This window comes from Natrinema sp. CGMCC1.2065, from assembly GCF_051225675.1.
GTDB lineage: Archaea > Halobacteriota > Halobacteria > Halobacteriales > Natrialbaceae > Natrinema > Natrinema thermotolerans.
Window position 1 is genome coordinate 102,482 of sequence record NZ_JBPJSJ010000010.1, and the last position, 15,891, is coordinate 118,372.

General features: G+C 67.6%; 18 protein-coding genes. 11 read left to right on the forward strand and 7 right to left on the reverse strand.

What is annotated here, in order from left to right; genetic code table 11:
• Positions 1–199 precede the first annotated feature (199 nt).
• Positions 200–361, forward strand: coding sequence for a preprotein translocase subunit Sec61beta (locus ACSBP4_RS12120; protein ID WP_006180413.1), 162 nt, complete (start codon positions 200–202; stop codon positions 359–361).
• 126 nt (positions 362–487) lie between these two features.
• On the opposite strand, the gene ACSBP4_RS12125 is transcribed toward ACSBP4_RS12120, so the two are convergent.
• Positions 488–1,528 (reverse strand): hypothetical protein, encoded by a 1,041-nt coding sequence (locus ACSBP4_RS12125; protein ID WP_435552370.1) that lies wholly within the window; start codon positions 1,526–1,528, stop codon positions 488–490.
• Positions 1,529–1,564: 36 nt separating this feature from the next.
• On the reverse strand, positions 1,565–1,780 hold the full coding sequence (locus ACSBP4_RS12130; protein WP_435552355.1) for a DUF4177 domain-containing protein: 216 nt from the start codon (positions 1,778–1,780) through the stop codon (positions 1,565–1,567).
• Positions 1,781–1,906: 126 nt separating this feature from the next.
• Between ACSBP4_RS12130 and pdxT the strand changes: the two genes are divergently transcribed.
• From pdxT to ACSBP4_RS12150, 4 genes are all read left to right on the forward strand, one after another.
• On the forward strand, positions 1,907–2,524 hold the full coding sequence (gene pdxT, locus ACSBP4_RS12135; protein WP_435552356.1) for a pyridoxal 5'-phosphate synthase glutaminase subunit PdxT: 618 nt from the start codon (positions 1,907–1,909) through the stop codon (positions 2,522–2,524).
• A 119-nt stretch (positions 2,525–2,643) separates the two neighbouring features.
• Complete coding sequence (locus tag ACSBP4_RS12140) at positions 2,644–3,111, forward strand: bifunctional nuclease family protein (protein ID WP_015298668.1); 468 nt, start codon at positions 2,644–2,646, stop codon at positions 3,109–3,111.
• Complete coding sequence (gene hisE, locus ACSBP4_RS12145) at positions 3,112–3,396, forward strand: phosphoribosyl-ATP diphosphatase (protein WP_373631443.1); 285 nt, start codon at positions 3,112–3,114, stop codon at positions 3,394–3,396.
• Positions 3,397–3,474: 78 nt separating this feature from the next.
• Positions 3,475–3,825, forward strand: a complete 351-nt coding sequence (locus tag ACSBP4_RS12150; RefSeq protein WP_006648087.1) for a four-helix bundle copper-binding protein — start codon at positions 3,475–3,477, stop codon at positions 3,823–3,825.
• Between the two features lie 24 nt (positions 3,826–3,849).
• Here ACSBP4_RS12150 and ACSBP4_RS12155 read toward each other — a convergent pair whose 3' ends face one another.
• The gene (locus ACSBP4_RS12155) at positions 3,850–4,221 is read right to left on the reverse strand and encodes a DUF5518 domain-containing protein (RefSeq protein WP_435552357.1); all 372 of its coding nucleotides are present in this window, start codon (positions 4,219–4,221) and stop codon (positions 3,850–3,852) included.
• Between the two features lie 82 nt (positions 4,222–4,303).
• On the opposite strand from ACSBP4_RS12155, the gene ACSBP4_RS12160 reads away from it, so the two are divergent.
• Positions 4,304–5,290: an NOG1 family protein gene (locus ACSBP4_RS12160; RefSeq protein WP_006648089.1), complete on the forward strand. Its 987-nt coding sequence runs from the start codon at positions 4,304–4,306 to the stop codon at positions 5,288–5,290.
• A gap of 113 nt (positions 5,291–5,403) precedes the next feature.
• Here ACSBP4_RS12160 and ACSBP4_RS12165 read toward each other — a convergent pair whose 3' ends face one another.
• Both ACSBP4_RS12165 and ACSBP4_RS12170 read right to left on the reverse strand, forming a co-directional pair.
• The gene (locus ACSBP4_RS12165; protein ID WP_006648090.1) at positions 5,404–5,625 is read right to left on the reverse strand and encodes a hypothetical protein; all 222 of its coding nucleotides are present in this window, start codon (positions 5,623–5,625) and stop codon (positions 5,404–5,406) included.
• A gap of 75 nt (positions 5,626–5,700) precedes the next feature.
• Positions 5,701–7,002: a TIGR00341 family protein gene (locus ACSBP4_RS12170; protein WP_049965604.1), complete on the reverse strand. Its 1,302-nt coding sequence runs from the start codon at positions 7,000–7,002 to the stop codon at positions 5,701–5,703.
• Between the two features lie 126 nt (positions 7,003–7,128).
• On the opposite strand from ACSBP4_RS12170, the gene ACSBP4_RS12175 reads away from it, so the two are divergent.
• Positions 7,129–7,602 (forward strand): hypothetical protein, encoded by a 474-nt coding sequence (locus tag ACSBP4_RS12175; RefSeq protein WP_435552358.1) that lies wholly within the window; start codon positions 7,129–7,131, stop codon positions 7,600–7,602.
• Positions 7,603–7,689: 87 nt separating this feature from the next.
• A complete protein-coding gene (engB, locus tag ACSBP4_RS12180) occupies positions 7,690–8,313 on the forward strand; it encodes a GTP-binding protein EngB (protein ID WP_049966877.1) in 624 nt (207 codons plus the stop codon).
• Positions 8,314–8,544: 231 nt separating this feature from the next.
• Here engB and ddh read toward each other — a convergent pair whose 3' ends face one another.
• Together ddh and ACSBP4_RS12190 are read right to left on the reverse strand one after the other, a co-directional pair.
• Entirely contained in the window at positions 8,545–9,474 is a 930-nt protein-coding gene (ddh, locus tag ACSBP4_RS12185) for a D-2-hydroxyacid dehydrogenase (RefSeq protein ID WP_435552359.1), read from the reverse strand.
• A gap of 140 nt (positions 9,475–9,614) precedes the next feature.
• Positions 9,615–10,991 carry an NUDIX domain-containing protein gene (locus ACSBP4_RS12190; RefSeq protein ID WP_435552360.1) on the reverse strand — a complete coding sequence of 459 codons (1,377 nt, stop codon included), beginning with the start codon at positions 10,989–10,991 and terminating at the stop codon, positions 9,615–9,617.
• A 176-nt stretch (positions 10,992–11,167) separates the two neighbouring features.
• On the opposite strand from ACSBP4_RS12190, the gene ACSBP4_RS12195 reads away from it, so the two are divergent.
• Genes ACSBP4_RS12195 through ACSBP4_RS12205 form a run of 3 tightly spaced genes read left to right on the forward strand, consistent with a single transcriptional unit; the run spans position 11,168 to position 15,435 of the window.
• Positions 11,168–11,761 (forward strand): metallophosphoesterase family protein, encoded by a 594-nt coding sequence (locus ACSBP4_RS12195; RefSeq protein WP_049965600.1) that lies wholly within the window; start codon positions 11,168–11,170, stop codon positions 11,759–11,761.
• Between the two features lie 30 nt (positions 11,762–11,791).
• The gene (locus ACSBP4_RS12200; protein ID WP_435552361.1) at positions 11,792–13,831 is read left to right on the forward strand and encodes a hydantoinase/oxoprolinase family protein; all 2,040 of its coding nucleotides are present in this window, start codon (positions 11,792–11,794) and stop codon (positions 13,829–13,831) included.
• Positions 13,828–15,435: a hydantoinase B/oxoprolinase family protein gene (locus ACSBP4_RS12205; protein ID WP_435552362.1), complete on the forward strand. Its 1,608-nt coding sequence runs from the start codon at positions 13,828–13,830 to the stop codon at positions 15,433–15,435. Before ACSBP4_RS12200 ends, ACSBP4_RS12205 begins: the two co-directional genes overlap by 4 nt.
• The last annotated feature ends 456 nt before the right edge of the window (positions 15,436–15,891 follow it).

The window sequence follows — 15,891 nt, forward strand, 5'->3', positions numbered from 1 at the left end:
CTAGTTGCCACGCGCCGCGCATAAGGGTTTCCCACCGATAACCGATTGCCGGGATCGGTGACGCGAGCGAGGACGACATCGGCCGGAACCGGAGCGGGCAGCCGCCGAGAGACGGAATCCCCGCCTCGAGCGAACCCGCCCGAAAGCGCGGGCCGGAGTCGGTCGAAAGGTTTAGTTCCGGGGGGACATAGGAACGGGTATGGACAAAGGACAGAACACCGGCGGGCTGATGTCCAGTGCCGGATTGGTCCGGTACTTCGACTCCGAGGACTCGAACGCCATCCGAATCGACCCGAAGACGGTCATCGCCTTCGGCGTCATGCTGGGCGTCGTGGTCCAGTTGCTGACGCTCGTCTCGTAACGCATCTCCCGCGTTCTTCCAGCATCGCCTCGAACAGCGACCGCACTGTCGGAGCCCCTCGCAGGGAGGGGGTCGGTAGCGGATCGGCCACAGTCGCCAAACCGGAATCGGCAGTCCGAATCGGTGCTATCGCTGGGAGTCACGGAGGACCAGCGGTTCGATGGCGAGCGTTCGCTTGGCGACCGTCACGATGCGGATGACGTAGGCCGCAAACAGCAGAAACGGCACGAGTGTCGCGGTAAACGCCGCGCCGATCGCCCACGTGATGTTCGCCACGCCGATCGTTCTCCCGGGGAACGTGCCCGCGTCGACGACAGTAAGCATGACGCCGGCGACGACCAGCGCCGGAACCGCCGCGTAGAGGATCATCTGTGAGAGCGTGATGAGTTCCCACTCGAAGTACAGCGTCTTGACGTGTTCTCGCGCCGGTCCGAACAGGCTGAGCGACGTCTTCAGCTCCTCCAGATCGGACAGCGATTCGTCGCTCAGGCTGTCTTCGAACTCGTTTGCGATCCGTTCGACCTGAAAGATCTTCCAACCGTAGTTGAAGTTCAACGCGGCGGAGAGGACGTCGAAGCCCCCGAACGTCGCGCCCTCAAGCTGATCGGTGACCAGTTCGGCATTGCCGACGAGACTGTCGGTGAACTCCTCGACCTCCGCACGGAGTCGATCGTCGTCGCTGTCGGCGACACTGTCGCGAAGCGTCTTCGCTCGCAGTTCGGCCACGAAGACGAGCTGGCGGAGGAACTCCGACGGATCCGCCGGACTGGGCGACCCGATGAGTTCCTCGGTGTAATCGCGGAAGTCCATCGCATTCTCCATCCGGTCGCGCTGGTCGCCGAGCGGACCGTTCTCCTGGGAGAGTACCAGCTGGCCGATGGTGACGACGAGCGTGGTACCGGTGATGATCGCCCCGATCATCGTCGAGAACATCGTCTCGATAGTGTCGCCGGTCTGCAGCTGTGGATACAGAGGCGACGGCGTGAGGGTGACGAACGCCACGAACGAGACGAATACGCCCAGTGCCAGGACGGCGGTCACCTGCAGCCGAGAGGCACCGAGCAGGAGCCAGAGTTTGAGCCGACTTTCGCCGGCGCGTTCGCGCATCGTGTTCGCCGTCTCGATGTCGGAGTCGCCGGCCGTCTCGACGTCGGAGTCGCCGGCCATTCCGTTTTCGGCGTCATCGGTGCCGGTCACGGCGAGTCACCCGTCATCGGCACCGGTAGTCGTCTCGGCGGGGCGTTTGAATACCAGATACTTGGTCCCGCCACCCGTGTAGTCGATCGTCTCGACGAGTTCCCAGCCGTCAGCGCCGTACTCGTTCAGCGACGCTTGCGGGTCCTCGGCCTCCTTTTTCGTTTCGCCGCGGGACGGCCTGAGCGTCCTGTACTCCCATCGGCGCGCGTCGGATCGGCTCATCTCCGGTTCGTCACACGTGTCCGAGGGCAGTAAGGATGGGGCAGACATGTCACGATCGGTCGAAGCGGACGCCGCGGCCGAGTCGGTGGCGCGACGTTTTTGACTCCCCCCTCCGTAGCCGAGGCCATGTCACTGACTGCGGGCGTCGTCGCGGTCCAGGGCGACGTCGAGGAACACGCGGCCGCCATCGAACGCACCGCGCGGGCCCACGACCGCGATGTCACCGTCCGCGAGATCCGCGAGTCGGGGATCGTCCCCGATTGCGACCTGCTGGCGATGCCCGGCGGCGAATCGACCACGATATCGCGGCTGGTCCGTGACGAGGGAATCGCCCCCGAGATTCGGGACCACGTCGCCGCCGACAAACCCCTGCTGGCGACCTGTGCCGGCCTGATCGTCGCCTCGAGCGACCCGAACGACGACCGGGTCGACCAGCTCGGCCTGCTCGACGTGAGCGTCGAGCGCAACGCCTTCGGCCGCCAGAAGGACAGCTTCGAAGCGCCCCTCGAGGTCGCGGGGCTCGACGAGCCGTATCCGGCGGTGTTCATCCGCGCGCCGGCCATCGATTCGGTCGGCGACGCCGAGGTCTTGGCCTCGTGGAACGACCGGCCGGTCGCCGTGCGACAGGGGCCGGTCGTCGGTACCGCGTTCCATCCGGAACTGACCCCCGATAGCCGGATTCACGGCCTCGCGTTCTTCGAGAACGAGGGCGCAAGGGTGCCGGGCATCGAGGAGGCACAGTAGCCGTCCGGGTCCCGGTGGCGCTCGCGTCCGGTGTCGCCCGTTTCGGCCGCCGTTGACGGTCCCGCGTGCATGCATTCGCGACCGGACCTGTTTTCTCCCTCCTACCCGAGGGTAGGGGTATGCAGGCATCCATCGACGCGGTTCGGGTCGCGGGGACCCCGGAGGGACCGGTCCCGGTCGTCGTCCTTACCGTCGAGGGCGAAGACGACGTCGTCCCGATCTTCATCGGGTTCAGTGAGGCGACCAGCATCGCCCGCGGGCTCGAGGCCGAGGATATCGGACGGCCCCTGACCCACGACCTCCTGCTCGATGTCATGGAGGAACTGGGTAGCCGAATCGACCGCGTCGTCGTCACCGAGATCGAACAACGCGAGAGCGGGCAGGGCGGGACCTACATCGCCGACCTCCACCTCGAGACGCCGCGGGGCGAGACGGTCGTCGACGCCCGGCCGAGCGACTCGCTTGCGCTTGCGGCCCGGACCGACGCCGGCATCGAGATCACCGAGGACGTGTTCGCGGACAGCCGAGACGACAGGGAGAAGTTCGCCGACCTCGAAGACATCCGTAACGTGTCGGGTGAGATGTAGATGGAGGAGACGATCGAGGAGCTGTTTGCCGTGATCGAGGACCGGAAAGAGACCCTGCCCGAGGACTCCTACACCGCCTCGCTGTTCACCCACGAGAAAGGCGAGAACGCGGTCCTGGAGAAACTCGGCGAGGAGACGACCGAACTTGTGTTGGCCGCGAAAGACGACGACCGCGAGGAGATCGCCCACGAGAGCGCCGATATCGTCTATCATCTGCTGGTCCTGCTGGCGATGAAAGACGTCGAGCTTGCGGATCTCGAGGCCGAACTCGAGGCGCGGCGCTGAGCCCGCGACCGCGCCATCGCCGGTTACTTGCATTCGCCGAACACAGCTTCATTCTCCTGTCCGGTGTCCGTTTGATCGATGGCGCTCCAACAACTCCGAAACGCGCACTCGGACGACCAGATGCAGGAATGTATCGACAACTGCCTCGAGGCCGCGCAGGTCTGTGAGTGGTGTGCCGACGCCTGTGCGGGCGAGGGCGAGGACATGGCCCGCTGTATCCGACTCTGTCGGGACGTGGCCGATATCGCCTCGCTGCACGCACGCTTTATGGCCCGCAACTCCGGCTACCACGGGGAGCTTGGCGAGATCTGTGCGGACCTCTGCGAGGAGTGTGCCGAGGAGTGCGAACAGCACGACCACGACCACTGTCAGGCCTGTGCGGAGGTCCTGCCGAAGTGTGCCGAGAGCTGCCGGGAGATGGCCGCCTGAGGGGGACTCGAGACGGCTTTTTTATCAGTCGCTGACCGCCGCACCGACGATCCCCGCGATCGCGCTCTCGATAGCCATCACGAGCGAGACGGCGACGGCGAGCGCGAAGATCCCGATCCCGGCGGCCCCCGAGATCGCGCCGCCGACGGGACCGAGCGCCAGCCCGGCCAGACCGACGGCGACGCCGATCAACAGGCCGCCGATGATTCCGCCCAGCGCGCCGGCGAGCAGGCCGTGCCAGAAGCCACGTCCCAGCCCGCCGCCGGCCATGTAGCCGGCGACGAACCCGCCGGCCAGCCCCGCGACGATCTGGCCGATCCCGGGGACCACGAGGCCGACGATTCCCACCACCGTCACGACGACGAAGCCGACGAACACCGCGCGCCAATCTGTCATGGCTCCCCGTAGGCAGGCGGCAGGGATAAGCTGACGGCGGCCAACGGACGCCCTTTTATGGTCGCGGCTCCTACTGCTGCCCATGATTTTCGAAGACCTTCCGACGACGCCCACGTCGGAAGAGTTGATCGACAAGGCGTTCTCGCGGGCGGCGCGGGCCGGCAAGGCCAAGGGCGGCCTCGAGGCCCAGCAGTCGATGCTCCAGACGGCGGCGAACATCATCTCGGACAACTTAGAGAACGTGGTGACGGCGTGGCCGGACTTCGAGTACGACGCCCACCCGTTCTACTACGAGCTGGCGGACGCGATCGTCGACGTCGACCGGCTCCGACAGGCGCTATCGGAAGTGATGTGGGCCAGCCGGAAGGCCCGCGAGATCCACGAGGAGTACCAGCCGCGGCTGCGCAAGACCGACGTGGACACTGCGCGCAAGCACCGGAAACAGGCCTTCGCCCGACTCGCCGACATCGTCGAACAGGTCGAGGACCACCTGCTCTACATCAACGAGTCGCGCAACGACCTGCGGGACCTGCCCGAGATCAACCCCGACGAGCCGACGATCGTCGTCGCCGGTTACCCCAACGTCGGCAAGTCCTCGTTCGTCAACGACGTTACCAGCGCCCGCGGCGAGACCGCCTCCTACCCGTTCACGACGAAGGGGATCGGCGTCGGTCACTTCGAACGGGACCACATCCGCTACCAGATCGTCGACACTCCCGGGCTGCTCGACCGGCCGCCGGAGGAGCGCAACGAGATCGAATCGCAGGCGGTCAGCGCCATCGAACACCTCGCTGACTGTATGCTCGTCATGCTCGATCCCTCGGGGGAGTGTGGCTACCCGATCGGCTCACAGCTCGAGCTACGGGACGCGATCGCGGCCCGGTTCGAGGAGATCCCCGTCCTCACGGTCGCGAACAAGATCGATCGGAAGGAAGTCTGGAACGAGTCGCTCGAGGCCCTCGACGCCGACTACACCATGAGCGTCGAAACCGGCGACGACGTCGAGACGGTCCTCGACGCAGCCGTCGCCGCGATCGACTACGAGCCCGAACTGCCGTTCGACGGGTAGCGCGGGGACCGATCTTCGACTGCACGTCCCTCGACTCGGTGAACCGTGAGCGAACGGCTCGCTCGAGAACGGACCCGTCGTGACGACGGTCGCGGCGTCGCCGCGGACCCCGGTCACGAGCAGCCGGGTTCGTCGGGCGACCACTCGCAGGCGTCGCCCGCCGTCAGGTCGTTCTCTTCGATGTGTGCCGAGAGACAGGCGTAGTTACAGAAGTGAGTCGGCGAGCCGCAGTCGTCGGTGCAGTCGCGGACGCAGATCGGATCGTGATCGAAGATCCGCGAGCCACAGTAGGCACACTCCTCGTTCGCGTCCGGCGTCGTGACGGTCGTGGGCATATTCGCGCTACGAGAGCGAGTACCGAAAGGGTTTCCAGCACTCGAACTCGCCAGCGGTTCCCGCCTCGCCGCCCGTCAGCCGGTGCCCCGTTCGGTGACTTCGACGTACCTGACTTCGACGGCGACCGAGCCGTCGGCGTGGTCGTTGATCCGCTCGTGGAGGGTATCGGCCAGTGCGGGCGCGGACTCGCCAGGTGGCCCGCCGATGGTGACGATCACCCGTTCTGGATTCCGGAACGGGTAATTATCGTCCATCACGACTTCGAACTCGAGCAGCTGATAGTCCTCGTATTGCTCCTGGGAGAGGACTCCCTCGACCTCGTCGCGGGCGTCCTGTTCGAAGTTCCCCGACTCGTAGGAGGCGTAGGTGATGCCGCCGAGAAAGACCGCGAAGACGAGGACGATGACGACGAGCCCGGCGATCCGCTTACGGAGTCGCTGTTCGGTCTCGCCGAGCGAGAACAGGTTCTCCGGACGGTAGCCAGCGTACCACAGCGTCACCAGCCCGGCGAGATTGACCGACAGCAGATTGACCAACACCAGCACCGTCGCACCGATCGCCGATGTCGGCTGACCCCACGCGATAGCGATGCCCGCGACGCCGGCCGGCGGGATCAACGCCGCCGCGATCATGACGCCGACGAGGGCGACCGCAGTCCCCGTCGCGATGCTGACGACGCCCGCGACACCGGCCCCGAGCGCGATCGCCAGCGACAGCAGATCCGGCGCGAGCCGCTCGGAGATCTCCCCGACGCTCGAGAGGACGAGGTCCGGCGGGACGATGTTCAGCGACCGGACGACCAACGCGAAGATCGCCGCGGCCACGATCGCGACGACGACGCCGATGATCTGATAGGTGACGCTCTCGACGAACATGTCCTCGTCGTCGATTACCGTCCCGACGCTCGCGCCGAGCGCCGGCCCGATTAGGGGCGCGATCACCATCGAGCCGACGACGACCGCCGGCGAATCGAGCAAGAGCCCGGCGGTCGCGACGACGGCACTGATGACCGTCATCACCACGTAGACGGGAAAACTCGGCGTCAGATCGTCGGCTTCGGCCTGCAGTTCCTGCCGGGAGATGCGGTCCGAACCGACGTCGCCGTTCTCGTACTCGTCACGCAACGCCTGAAACCGCCGCGAGACGACCGTCTCGGCGTCGACGACGACGGTGTAGGCGTCCTCCTCGATCCCCGCATCCTGAATCTCGTCCAACACCGGCTCGACGGCCGCGTCCGGCAGCGGGAAGTACATGACTCCCGTATACGACCGGCTGCTGGTCTCGTCGGTCACGACGTAGTCGATCCCCCGATCGTCGAGGATCGAGAGGATCGTCTCCCGCTTGCCCGTCGGGATCGTCAACTGTACGAGCCGCACGGGAGGCTCTGACGAACCCCGGCCTCATAACTCCGGGCATTCCGCCCTATCTCGTCGGTCGGATCGACTCGAGCGACGGCCCGATCACCGCAAAAGGTTATTGTAGGACAGCCAACAATCTCCGGTATGAAGCGCCGGATGGCCCTCCCGCTGGGCATCGTCATGCTCGGGCTTGTCAGTGCATACGTTGCCGCGTTCGGTCCGCGCGTGTTCACCGGACCGCTCGCCGGGGCCCTCCTGGCCGGCTTCGTCCTCTCGGCGGTTCTCATGATCGTCGGCGGTCTCGTCGACTCCGCGTCGGTCGGCGACCGAGCCGTCCCGTGGAACGCCTTCGTCGGCGTCGGCGACGTCCTCCTCGCGGCCGTCGTCACGCTGTCGGCGGTTCGATCCGCCCTCGTCGACGGCGACACGGCGTCGTGGATCTTCGCCGCGGCGATGCTGGCCGGCGGCACGTCGATGGCCTGGTTCGGCGTCCAGACCGCCCGCGACAGTCGCCACGTCGACCTCGAGGCGACGCCCTCGAGTCGCCGACTCGTCGCGATCGCCGCCCTCGTCGCCGTCTCGGTCGGCATCGGGGCGTTCGTTGCGACGAGCGTGTAGTCTCGACCATTACGCCTCGGACGGGTCCCGAGAGCGGCCGGGCCCAGTTACAACGCCTATAAACGTCACACCGGCCTACGGATGGCCATGATCGAGTTCGATACGCGACCGAACCGGGACGCCGAGGTGGCCCTCGTCGGTCGTTCGAACGTGGGCAAGTCCACGCTCATGCGCGAACTGACCGGCCACAGCTTCGACACCGGCGGCAAACCCGGCGTCACCCGCTCGCCCAACCACTACGACTGGGCCCCCGAGGACTTCGTCATCACCGACCTCCCCGGCTTCGGCTTCATGAGCGGCGTCGACGAGGACCTCCGCGAGGAGATCAAGACCGAGATCGTCCACTACTTAGAGGACTACGCCGACAACATCCTCGTCGCCGTCCTCGTCGTCGACGGCAAAAGCGTCATCGACATCATCGACCGCCACTCCGGCCCCGACGAGATCCCCTACGACGTCGAGATGTTTCACTTCCTGCGCGATCTCGATATCCCCACCGTCGTCGCCGTCAACAAGATGGACAAGGTCGACGACGAGGACGAGCGCCTCGACGCGCTCTGTGATCGGCTCGGCCTCTACCCGCCGTGGAAACAGTGGCAAGACACCATCGCCCCCATCAGTGCGAAAAAGGGCCAACTCGAGCCGCTCAACGACGCCGTCCGGAACCAGCTCCACGAGCAACAGCGGGACGACCTGTTCAAGTTTTTCTAACGAAATTTTGCTCTGCGGGCGCGCCGAAGCCGCGCCCTCGGCAAAATTTCGATCAAAAGCACTCCTCCTTCCGTTCGTTCCTTTCAGTCACTCACATCAGTTGTCGGCCCGCTCGCTCACCCTTCGGGTTCGCTCACGGTGGGTATCGGGTAAGCGCCTGCCCTCCCCCGGATCACGCGACTCTCGCAGTCGCTCGAGCCGCGCTCTCGGCCATCGACCTCGTAATCGCGATCAGACCACGCGGTTGTGGAACGCCTCGCCGGTCTCGAGCCGATCGACGTTCTCGCGGACGATATCGCCGATGTCACGGAAGTAGTCGCGGGTATAGGCCGCACAGTGGGGTGAGATGATCACCTCGTCCATCCCCCACAGCGGGGACGACTCGGGCAGCGGCTCCTCCTCGAAGACGTCCAGCGCTGCGCCGGCGAGGGCATCTGCCTCGAGCGCGTCGATCAGCGCCGGTTCGTCGACGACCGACCCACGGGCCACGTTCACGAAATAGGCGTCGTCGCGCATAGCGTCGAACGCCGCGGCGTCGAAGAGGTGGTGCGTTTCGTCGGTCAGCGGGACGGTGACGATCACGAACTCGACGTCCGCGATCGCCTCGAGCAGCCGGTCGTTGGCGTAGACCTCGTCGAAACCGGGGACCGGATCGCCCGAGCGCCGGACCCCCCGCAGGTCCACGCCGAGCGCACCCAGCGTCTCCGCGACGCCTTTGCCGAGGGTGCCGGTGCCGACGACGCAGGCCGTCGATCCCGGCAGCGTGAAGGCCGCATCCCATTCGGGGCGGTCCCAGCGACGCTCCCGCTGGTTCGCGACGTGATCGTGCAACCGGCGGGCGAACATGAGGAGATAGCCCGCGACCGTCTCGCCGACCGTCCGGTCGTGGATCCCCGTGCTGTTGGTCAGGACTACGCCCGCATCCTCGAAGGCGTCGAACGGGAACCGATCGACCCCCGCCTGGATCGAATGAACCCAGTCAACCTCGAGGACGGCCTCGCGATACTCGAGGGTGACGACCGCGTCGCAGGCGGTGATCCCGTCGTCGCCGATCACCGACACCGCGACCGGCAGGTCGGCGAGGTAGTCGGCCAGTTCAGCCGGCGGAAAGACGTCGCCGACGGACTCGTGAATCCCGAGTCGCTCGAGTTCGAACTTCATGGGCGTCGCTACGTGAGAATCGGGGTTGAACGTTTGGCACCCGGAAGGCGGTTCGGAACGAATGAGTGGCGGCTCGGGGGAAAACCCTCGTCACAAGGGGCTCGGAGGGGGTAACTCTTCGTCACGGCCGCCGGTTGGCATTACTCCACCGAGTGGTTTCGGTCTGTCGTTTCCCGCTCCGTCGACGCCCCGTCGTCGCGCCAGGTCTCGAGATCGCGCAACTCCGTTGCGACGGCCTCGATTTCGGCGGGCTCGAGTACCCCGCGCTCGGTCACCACCTCGGTCACGCAGTCGGCCGGCGTCACGTCGAAGGTCGGGTTCAGGGCGTCGATCGGGGCGTCGCCGTCGTACACGGCCGAGCGGTCGCCGGACTCGAGGTTGACGGCCTCGCTGGTCGAGACCTTGGCCGTGGCGGCGACGACCGACACCGGGACCCCCTCGCGAGCGGCGGCGACCGCGAGCGTGCGGGTCCCGGTCTTGTTCACCACCGAGCCGTCGGGGAGGACGGTGTCGGCACCGACGACGACCCGGTCGACGTCTTCACGCGCGAGGACGGCCGCGACGGCCGCGTCGGTATGGACCGTCACGGTGCAATCGGTCGTCGCCGCCAGCCGTTCGGCGACGTCGATCCCCTCGCGGGCGGGGCGGGACTCCGCGACGAAGATCCGGGATGGATCGCCCGTCTCGAGCGCTTCGAGGACGGTCCCCGACCGCGAGAGGGTCGCGACGCTACCGCCGAGCCGATCGGCGGCGATCGCCGCGGTTTCGGTATCGGCCGCGAGGGCACGGTCGATCGTCGACAGCGCCGACTCGAGGACGGCGGGCGCGCCCCAGTCGTCGCCGTCGGCCCCGGTAGCGCCGGCCATCGCCCGGTTGACCCGGTTCCGGAGGACGGCCATCGACGGGCGGGCTTCGAGCAGTCGGCCGGCGAGTTCGGCGAGTTCGTCCCGCTCGCCCACGGGATCCGCTCCGGATTCCCCCCGTTCCGCGACGAGCAGCCCCGCGCGATCGCGCAGTACCTCGAGCGCGCGCAGCGAGAGGTATGCGGCCCCGTGTTCGTCGTCGGCCGCGATCGACCGGACCGTCGGTGCGACCCGCTCGTAGGCGGTCCACAGTTTCGGGACCGGCTCGCGGTCGTCCTCGAGGATCGCAGTCGCCGGGACCCACTCGGCGGCGTCGTGTTCCTCGCTCAACTCGACCTCGCGGGTGTCACAGTCGAACAGGTACGGGTGGACGACCCACTCGCGCTCGAGATCGGAATCCTCGAACTCGACCGGCCGTCCGGACCGAACGAACGAGACCGTCTCGCCGGGTTCGAGGCCGGTCTCCTCGCGGATCTCCGTGCGGACCTGTTCGTCGGGGTCGCCCTCCGCGAACCCGGAGACGCCGCCCCACTGGCCCCGGTAGGTGCCGACGGCGTCGCTGCGGCGCAAGCAAAGAACGTCACTCCGATGGCGGAGGAACGCGGTGACGACGTGAGCCGGGTCGTCGCTCGGGGTATCGGTGTCCGGGCACATACGATGGCCCACGGCGACCGGGAACGTGTCGCTTTCGAACGCGCCACTGGGACCGCGAGGGACTCGCCCCGAACCCGTCCGCGAGGCGAGCGGCGACTCAGCACGACTCGAGCGGGACGGACGACGGGTCGGCCGCTGACGAACGCTTTTCTGAACTGGCGGCCGAACGGACGGCCATGACGCGTCTCGCAATCGTTTCCGATACCCACGTCCCCACTCGAGAGTCGGAGGTTCCCGCATGGGTCGTCACCGAGATCGAGGCCGCCGACCACACCATCCACGCCGGCGATTTCGAGTCGGTCGGGGCCTACGAGCGGTTCGTCGACCTCGCGGGTGGCGAGTTGACTGCCGTGCTGGGAAACGTGGATCCGGCGACGCTCGACGTGCCGAGGACGGCCACCCTCGAGGTCGACGGTGTGACGTTCGTCGTCACCCACGGCGACGGATCGTCGGGTAGCTGGCGGGAACGAGTCGTCGAGACGGCCCGCGAGAAAGCGGGCGCGGACGCCGACACGACGCTCGTCGCCGTCGCCGGTCACACCCACGCAGTAGTCGACGAGACCGTCACGTTCGACGAGTCTCGCCCGGCCGACGAGGATCGCGTCCGGATACTCAATCCGGGGAGCGCCACCGGCGCTGCGCCCACGACTCGCGAGACGATGTTCGTCGCCACCGTGACCGACGGCACCCTTGCGATCGAGCATCGAACCGGAGCGGTCGGTTCGTCTCGAGAACGGGAGCGGGAGTATCGAACGATGGACGAACTATAAACCGACGGCAGCACAATCCGACGCGTATCGATGGGACCTCCCGAACGAACAGCCGCCGACTCCGGATCGGACACCCGGATCGGCGTCGACGTCGGCGGCACCTTCACCGACGTGGCGCTCTCGCTCGACGACCGGCTCGTCACCGCGAAGGTACCCTCGACCGACCCCCAGCACGTCGGCGTCCTCGAGGGGATCGAGAAGGCCTGCGACGACGCCGGCATCGAGCCCGGCGAGATCGACGGCTTCGCCCACGCGATGACCGTCTCGGTCAACGCCCTCCTCGAGCGCGGCGGCGCGGAGACGGCGCTCGTGACCACCGAGGGGTTCCGTGACGTCCTCGAGATCGGCCGGCAGGACCGGCCCGATCTGTACGATCTCGAGGCCGAGAAGCCGGAGCCGCTGGTGCCCCGCGACCGGCGGTTCGAGATCGACGAACGGACGACCGCCGATGGCCTCGAGCGACCGGTCGACGCGAGCGAGGTCCGCGAGCTGGCGGCGACGCTGCGCGAGCGCAACGTCGAGGCGGTCGCAGTCGCACTGTTGCACGCCTACGCGGATCCCGAAAACGAGCGGGTGGTCGCCGAGACGCTGCGCGAGGAACTTGCCGTGCCGGTTTCGGCGTCCCACGAAGTACTCGCGGAGTTTCGCGAGTTCGAGCGGACGTCGACGACCGCGGTCGACGCCTACGTCCGCCCAGCGATCGATACCTACGTCGGCCAGCTGGTCGACGAGGCCGGCGACGCCGGCATCCCCGCACCGCGGATCATGCAGGCCAACGGTGGGATCGCCGATCCCGAAACCGTGTGCGAACATGCCGTCACGACGACGCTGTCAGGCCCCGCCGCCGGCGTCGTCGGTGCCGCGGCGACCGTCGACGACGACGACGTCGAGGGGCTCGTGACCTTCGACATGGGCGGCACCTCGAGCGACGTGAGCCTCGTCCGGGACGGTCGGGCAGAACGGACGACCGATGCCGAAATCGACGGACTGCCGATCCGGACGCCGATGGTCGACGTCAACACCGTCGGCGCGGGCGGCGGCTCGATCGCGTGGATCGATTCGGGCGGCGCGCTCCGTGTCGGCCCGGAATCGTCGGGCTCCCGGCCCGGCCCTGCCTGCTACGGCCGTGGCGGGACTGAACCGACCGTCACGGACGCCAACGTCGTACTGGGTTACATCGGCCCCGAGACCGCACTGGGCGGCGAGATGACCCTCGACGTCGAGGCAGCCCGCGATGCGCTCGGCCGACTGGCCGACGAAGCGGGCCTCGAGGGACCCCTCGAGGCGGCACAGGGCGTCTACCGGGTGGCGAACGCGACGATGACGCGGACGATCCGCTCGGTGACCGTCGAGCGCGGCCACGACCCCCGCGAGTTCGCGCTCGTGGCCTTCGGTGGTGCGGGACCGATGCACGCCGCGGCACTGGCCGATTCGCTGTCGGTCGATCGCGTCGTCGTTCCGCGACCGGGCGGGGTGCTGTCGGCCTTTGGCCTGCTCGCGGCCGACGAGAGCTACGACGCCGTACGAACGGTCGGCGTCGACCTCGAGGGCGCGGACCCGACGATGCTCGAGGCCGTCTACGACGACCTCGTGGCCGACGTCCTCGCGGACGCGTCCGATCGGGACGCGGCACGAGTCGAGCGGGCCGCCGACTGCCGGTATGCGGGCCAGAGCTTCGAGTTGACGGTCCCCGTCGGCGAGACGTTCGACGCGGCGGCGGTCGCAGACCGCTTCCACGAGGCCCACGAGCGGACCTACGGCTACGCGATGGACGAATCGATCGAGGTCGTCAACCTCCGTACGACGGCAACGATTCCGGGGACCGAACCGGGGATCAGCCACGAGGGCAGCGGTGCTGCCGTCGTCGGCACCCGAGAGGCACACTTCCCCGAGGCCGGCGCACGCGAGACGACGGTGTACGACTGGGAGCGACTCGAGACCGGCGCGTCGGTCCCGGGGCCGGCGGTACTCGAGCAGGCGGAGAGTACGACGGTCGTCCCCCCGAACTGGGACGGCGAGATCCTCGCCGACGGAACGCTCGTCATGACAAGCGGAGGTGAGTCGCGATGACGGACGTGAGCGGGGGTATCGATCCGGTGACTCTCGAGGTCCTGCGTAACCAACTCGAGAGCGTCGCCGAAGAGATGGGCCAGACGCTGATCCGGGGCGCGTACTCGCCGAACATCAAGGAACGGCGGGACTGCTCGACGGCGCTGTTCGACGCCGATGGGCGGATGGTCGCACAGGCCGAACACATCCCGGTCCATCTGGGCGCGATGCCGGCCGCCGTCGCGGCCGTTCGCGAACACGACCCACGGCCGGGGGACGTGTTCGTCCTCAACGACCCCTTCACCGGCGGCACACACCTGCCGGACGTGACGATGGTCTCGCCGATCGCCCCCGATCGGGACGAAGCCGGTTCCGAGGGCGAGAACGGCGACGGGGATCGGGAGATCGTCGGCTACGCCGTCTCTCGAGCCCACCACGCCGACGTGGGCGGGATGACCCCCGGAAGCATGCCCGCCGGCGCGGAGGAGATCTACCAGGAGGGGCTCCGGCTCCCGCCGACCCGGCTCGTCGCGGGCGGCGAGCCCCGGACGGAGGTCCGGTCGCTCGTCCTCGCGAACGTCCGCAACCCCGACGAGCGCCGGGCGGACCTGCGCGCCCAGCAGGCCGCCAACGAACGCGCGGAGAAGCGACTCGCCGACCTCTTCGACGACCACGGCCGCGAAACGGTCCTCGCGGGGTTCGACGCCGTGATCGACTACTCGCGCGAGCGGCTCACCGACGAGATCGCGGCCCTGCCCGACGGGACCTACGAGGCGACCGACGTCCTCGAGGGCGACGGCGTGACCGACGAGGACGTCGAAATCGCGGTCGCGGTGACGATCGACGGCGAGTCGATCGACGTCGACTTCTCGGGAACGGCCGCGCAGGTCGCGGGCAACCTCAACGCACCGCTGGCGGTCGCGACGAGTGCCGTCTATTTCGTGGTGCGCTGTCTCACCGACCCCGAGATCCCGCCGAACCACGGCTGTTACGAGCCGGTGCGCGTCAGCGCGCCCGAGGGATCGCTACTGAATCCGAACGCGCCCGCCGCCGTGGTCGGCGGCAACGTCGAGACCAGCCAGCGGGTCACCGACGTGGTCTTCACCGCGCTGGCCGAGGCCGCCCCCGATCGCGTCCCCGCGCAGGGACAGGGCACGATGAACAACCTCACCATCGGCGCGCGGGACGGCTCCTTCGCCTACTACGAGACGATCGGCGGCGGCTTCGGTGCGCGCGCCGAGCGCGACGGCATGGACGGCGTCCAGGTCGGCATGACCAACACGCTCAACACGCCCGTCGAGTCCCTCGAGACGGAGTACCCGCTGCGGGTCGAGCGCTACGCGCTCCGTGAGGGCAGCGGCGGTCGCGGCCGCCATCGGGGCGGCGAGGGCCTCGAGCGTTCGGTGACCGTCGAAACGCCGGCGACGGTGTCGCTGCTGACCGAGCGCCGCCGCCACGCGCCGAAGGGCGTCGCCGGCGGCGGGGACGGCGCGACGGGCGAGAACCTGATCGACGGCGAGGCGGTGCCCGCGAAGACGACGGTCGACGTCGACGCCGGGACGACCGTCACCGTGCGGACGCCCGGCGGCGGCGGGCACGGCGACCCCGAGGAGCGCGAGGAGTAGGGGTTCGAGTATCGTACGCCTCCAAGCGGTCGGAAAGTCGAACGGCAGCCCGACCGCTGTCAACGCGTTCGCGAACGCAGGAGTTTCCGAGAGAGGTCAAGCGGACGACCGGTTCGCGTCGGAACTGCGCTTCAGAGCGTCCCGTCCCAACTTTATCGCATATGCACCGACTACGAGAGAGAGAAGAGCATATACCGCTGGTAATTCGTCCGTGTAGAGAATGACACCGCCGGATAGTACGACGGGAATTCCCAATGAGAAATGCATGTGATGTTTTTTCGGCCCCTCTATTGCGAGCAGGAGAGACGAGATCACCAGCCCCGAATACAGCAGTTTGAGAGAGAGCGGTTGTGACGGCTCGTAGAGAATAGCGGTACTCGCTAGAAGGAACAGGGAAGCCAAGATCTGAGGGAAGCGTACCGCGTTCGGAACCATCTTTTTGATATTGATGTCGTA

Coding starts and splice junctions, on each gene's coding strand:
- ACSBP4_RS12155 (WP_435552357.1), bottom strand. CDS start 4,221: ATGACAGATTGGCGCGCGGTGTTCGTCGGCTTCGTCGTCGTGACGGTG.
- ACSBP4_RS12195 (WP_049965600.1), top strand. CDS start 11,168: ATGACGCGTCTCGCAATCGTTTCCGATACCCACGTCCCCACTCGAGAG.
- ACSBP4_RS12130 (WP_435552355.1), bottom strand. CDS start 1,780: ATGAGCCGATCCGACGCGCGCCGATGGGAGTACAGGACGCTCAGGCCG.
- ddh (WP_435552359.1), bottom strand. CDS start 9,474: ATGAAGTTCGAACTCGAGCGACTCGGGATTCACGAGTCCGTCGGCGAC.
- ACSBP4_RS12120 (WP_006180413.1), top strand. CDS start 200: ATGGACAAAGGACAGAACACCGGCGGGCTGATGTCCAGTGCCGGATTG.
- ACSBP4_RS12125 (WP_435552370.1), bottom strand. CDS start 1,528: ATGGCCGGCGACTCCGACGTCGAGACGGCCGGCGACTCCGACATCGAG.
- ACSBP4_RS12205 (WP_435552362.1), top strand. CDS start 13,828: ATGACGGACGTGAGCGGGGGTATCGATCCGGTGACTCTCGAGGTCCTG.
- ACSBP4_RS12200 (WP_435552361.1), top strand. CDS start 11,792: ATGGGACCTCCCGAACGAACAGCCGCCGACTCCGGATCGGACACCCGG.
- ACSBP4_RS12165 (WP_006648090.1), bottom strand. CDS start 5,625: ATGCCCACGACCGTCACGACGCCGGACGCGAACGAGGAGTGTGCCTAC.
- pdxT (WP_435552356.1), top strand. CDS start 1,907: ATGTCACTGACTGCGGGCGTCGTCGCGGTCCAGGGCGACGTCGAGGAA.
- ACSBP4_RS12150 (WP_006648087.1), top strand. CDS start 3,475: ATGGCGCTCCAACAACTCCGAAACGCGCACTCGGACGACCAGATGCAG.
- hisE (WP_373631443.1), top strand. CDS start 3,112: ATGGAGGAGACGATCGAGGAGCTGTTTGCCGTGATCGAGGACCGGAAA.
- engB (WP_049966877.1), top strand. CDS start 7,690: ATGATCGAGTTCGATACGCGACCGAACCGGGACGCCGAGGTGGCCCTC.
- ACSBP4_RS12190 (WP_435552360.1), bottom strand. CDS start 10,991: ATGTGCCCGGACACCGATACCCCGAGCGACGACCCGGCTCACGTCGTC.
- ACSBP4_RS12160 (WP_006648089.1), top strand. CDS start 4,304: ATGATTTTCGAAGACCTTCCGACGACGCCCACGTCGGAAGAGTTGATC.
- ACSBP4_RS12140 (WP_015298668.1), top strand. CDS start 2,644: ATGCAGGCATCCATCGACGCGGTTCGGGTCGCGGGGACCCCGGAGGGA.
- ACSBP4_RS12175 (WP_435552358.1), top strand. CDS start 7,129: ATGAAGCGCCGGATGGCCCTCCCGCTGGGCATCGTCATGCTCGGGCTT.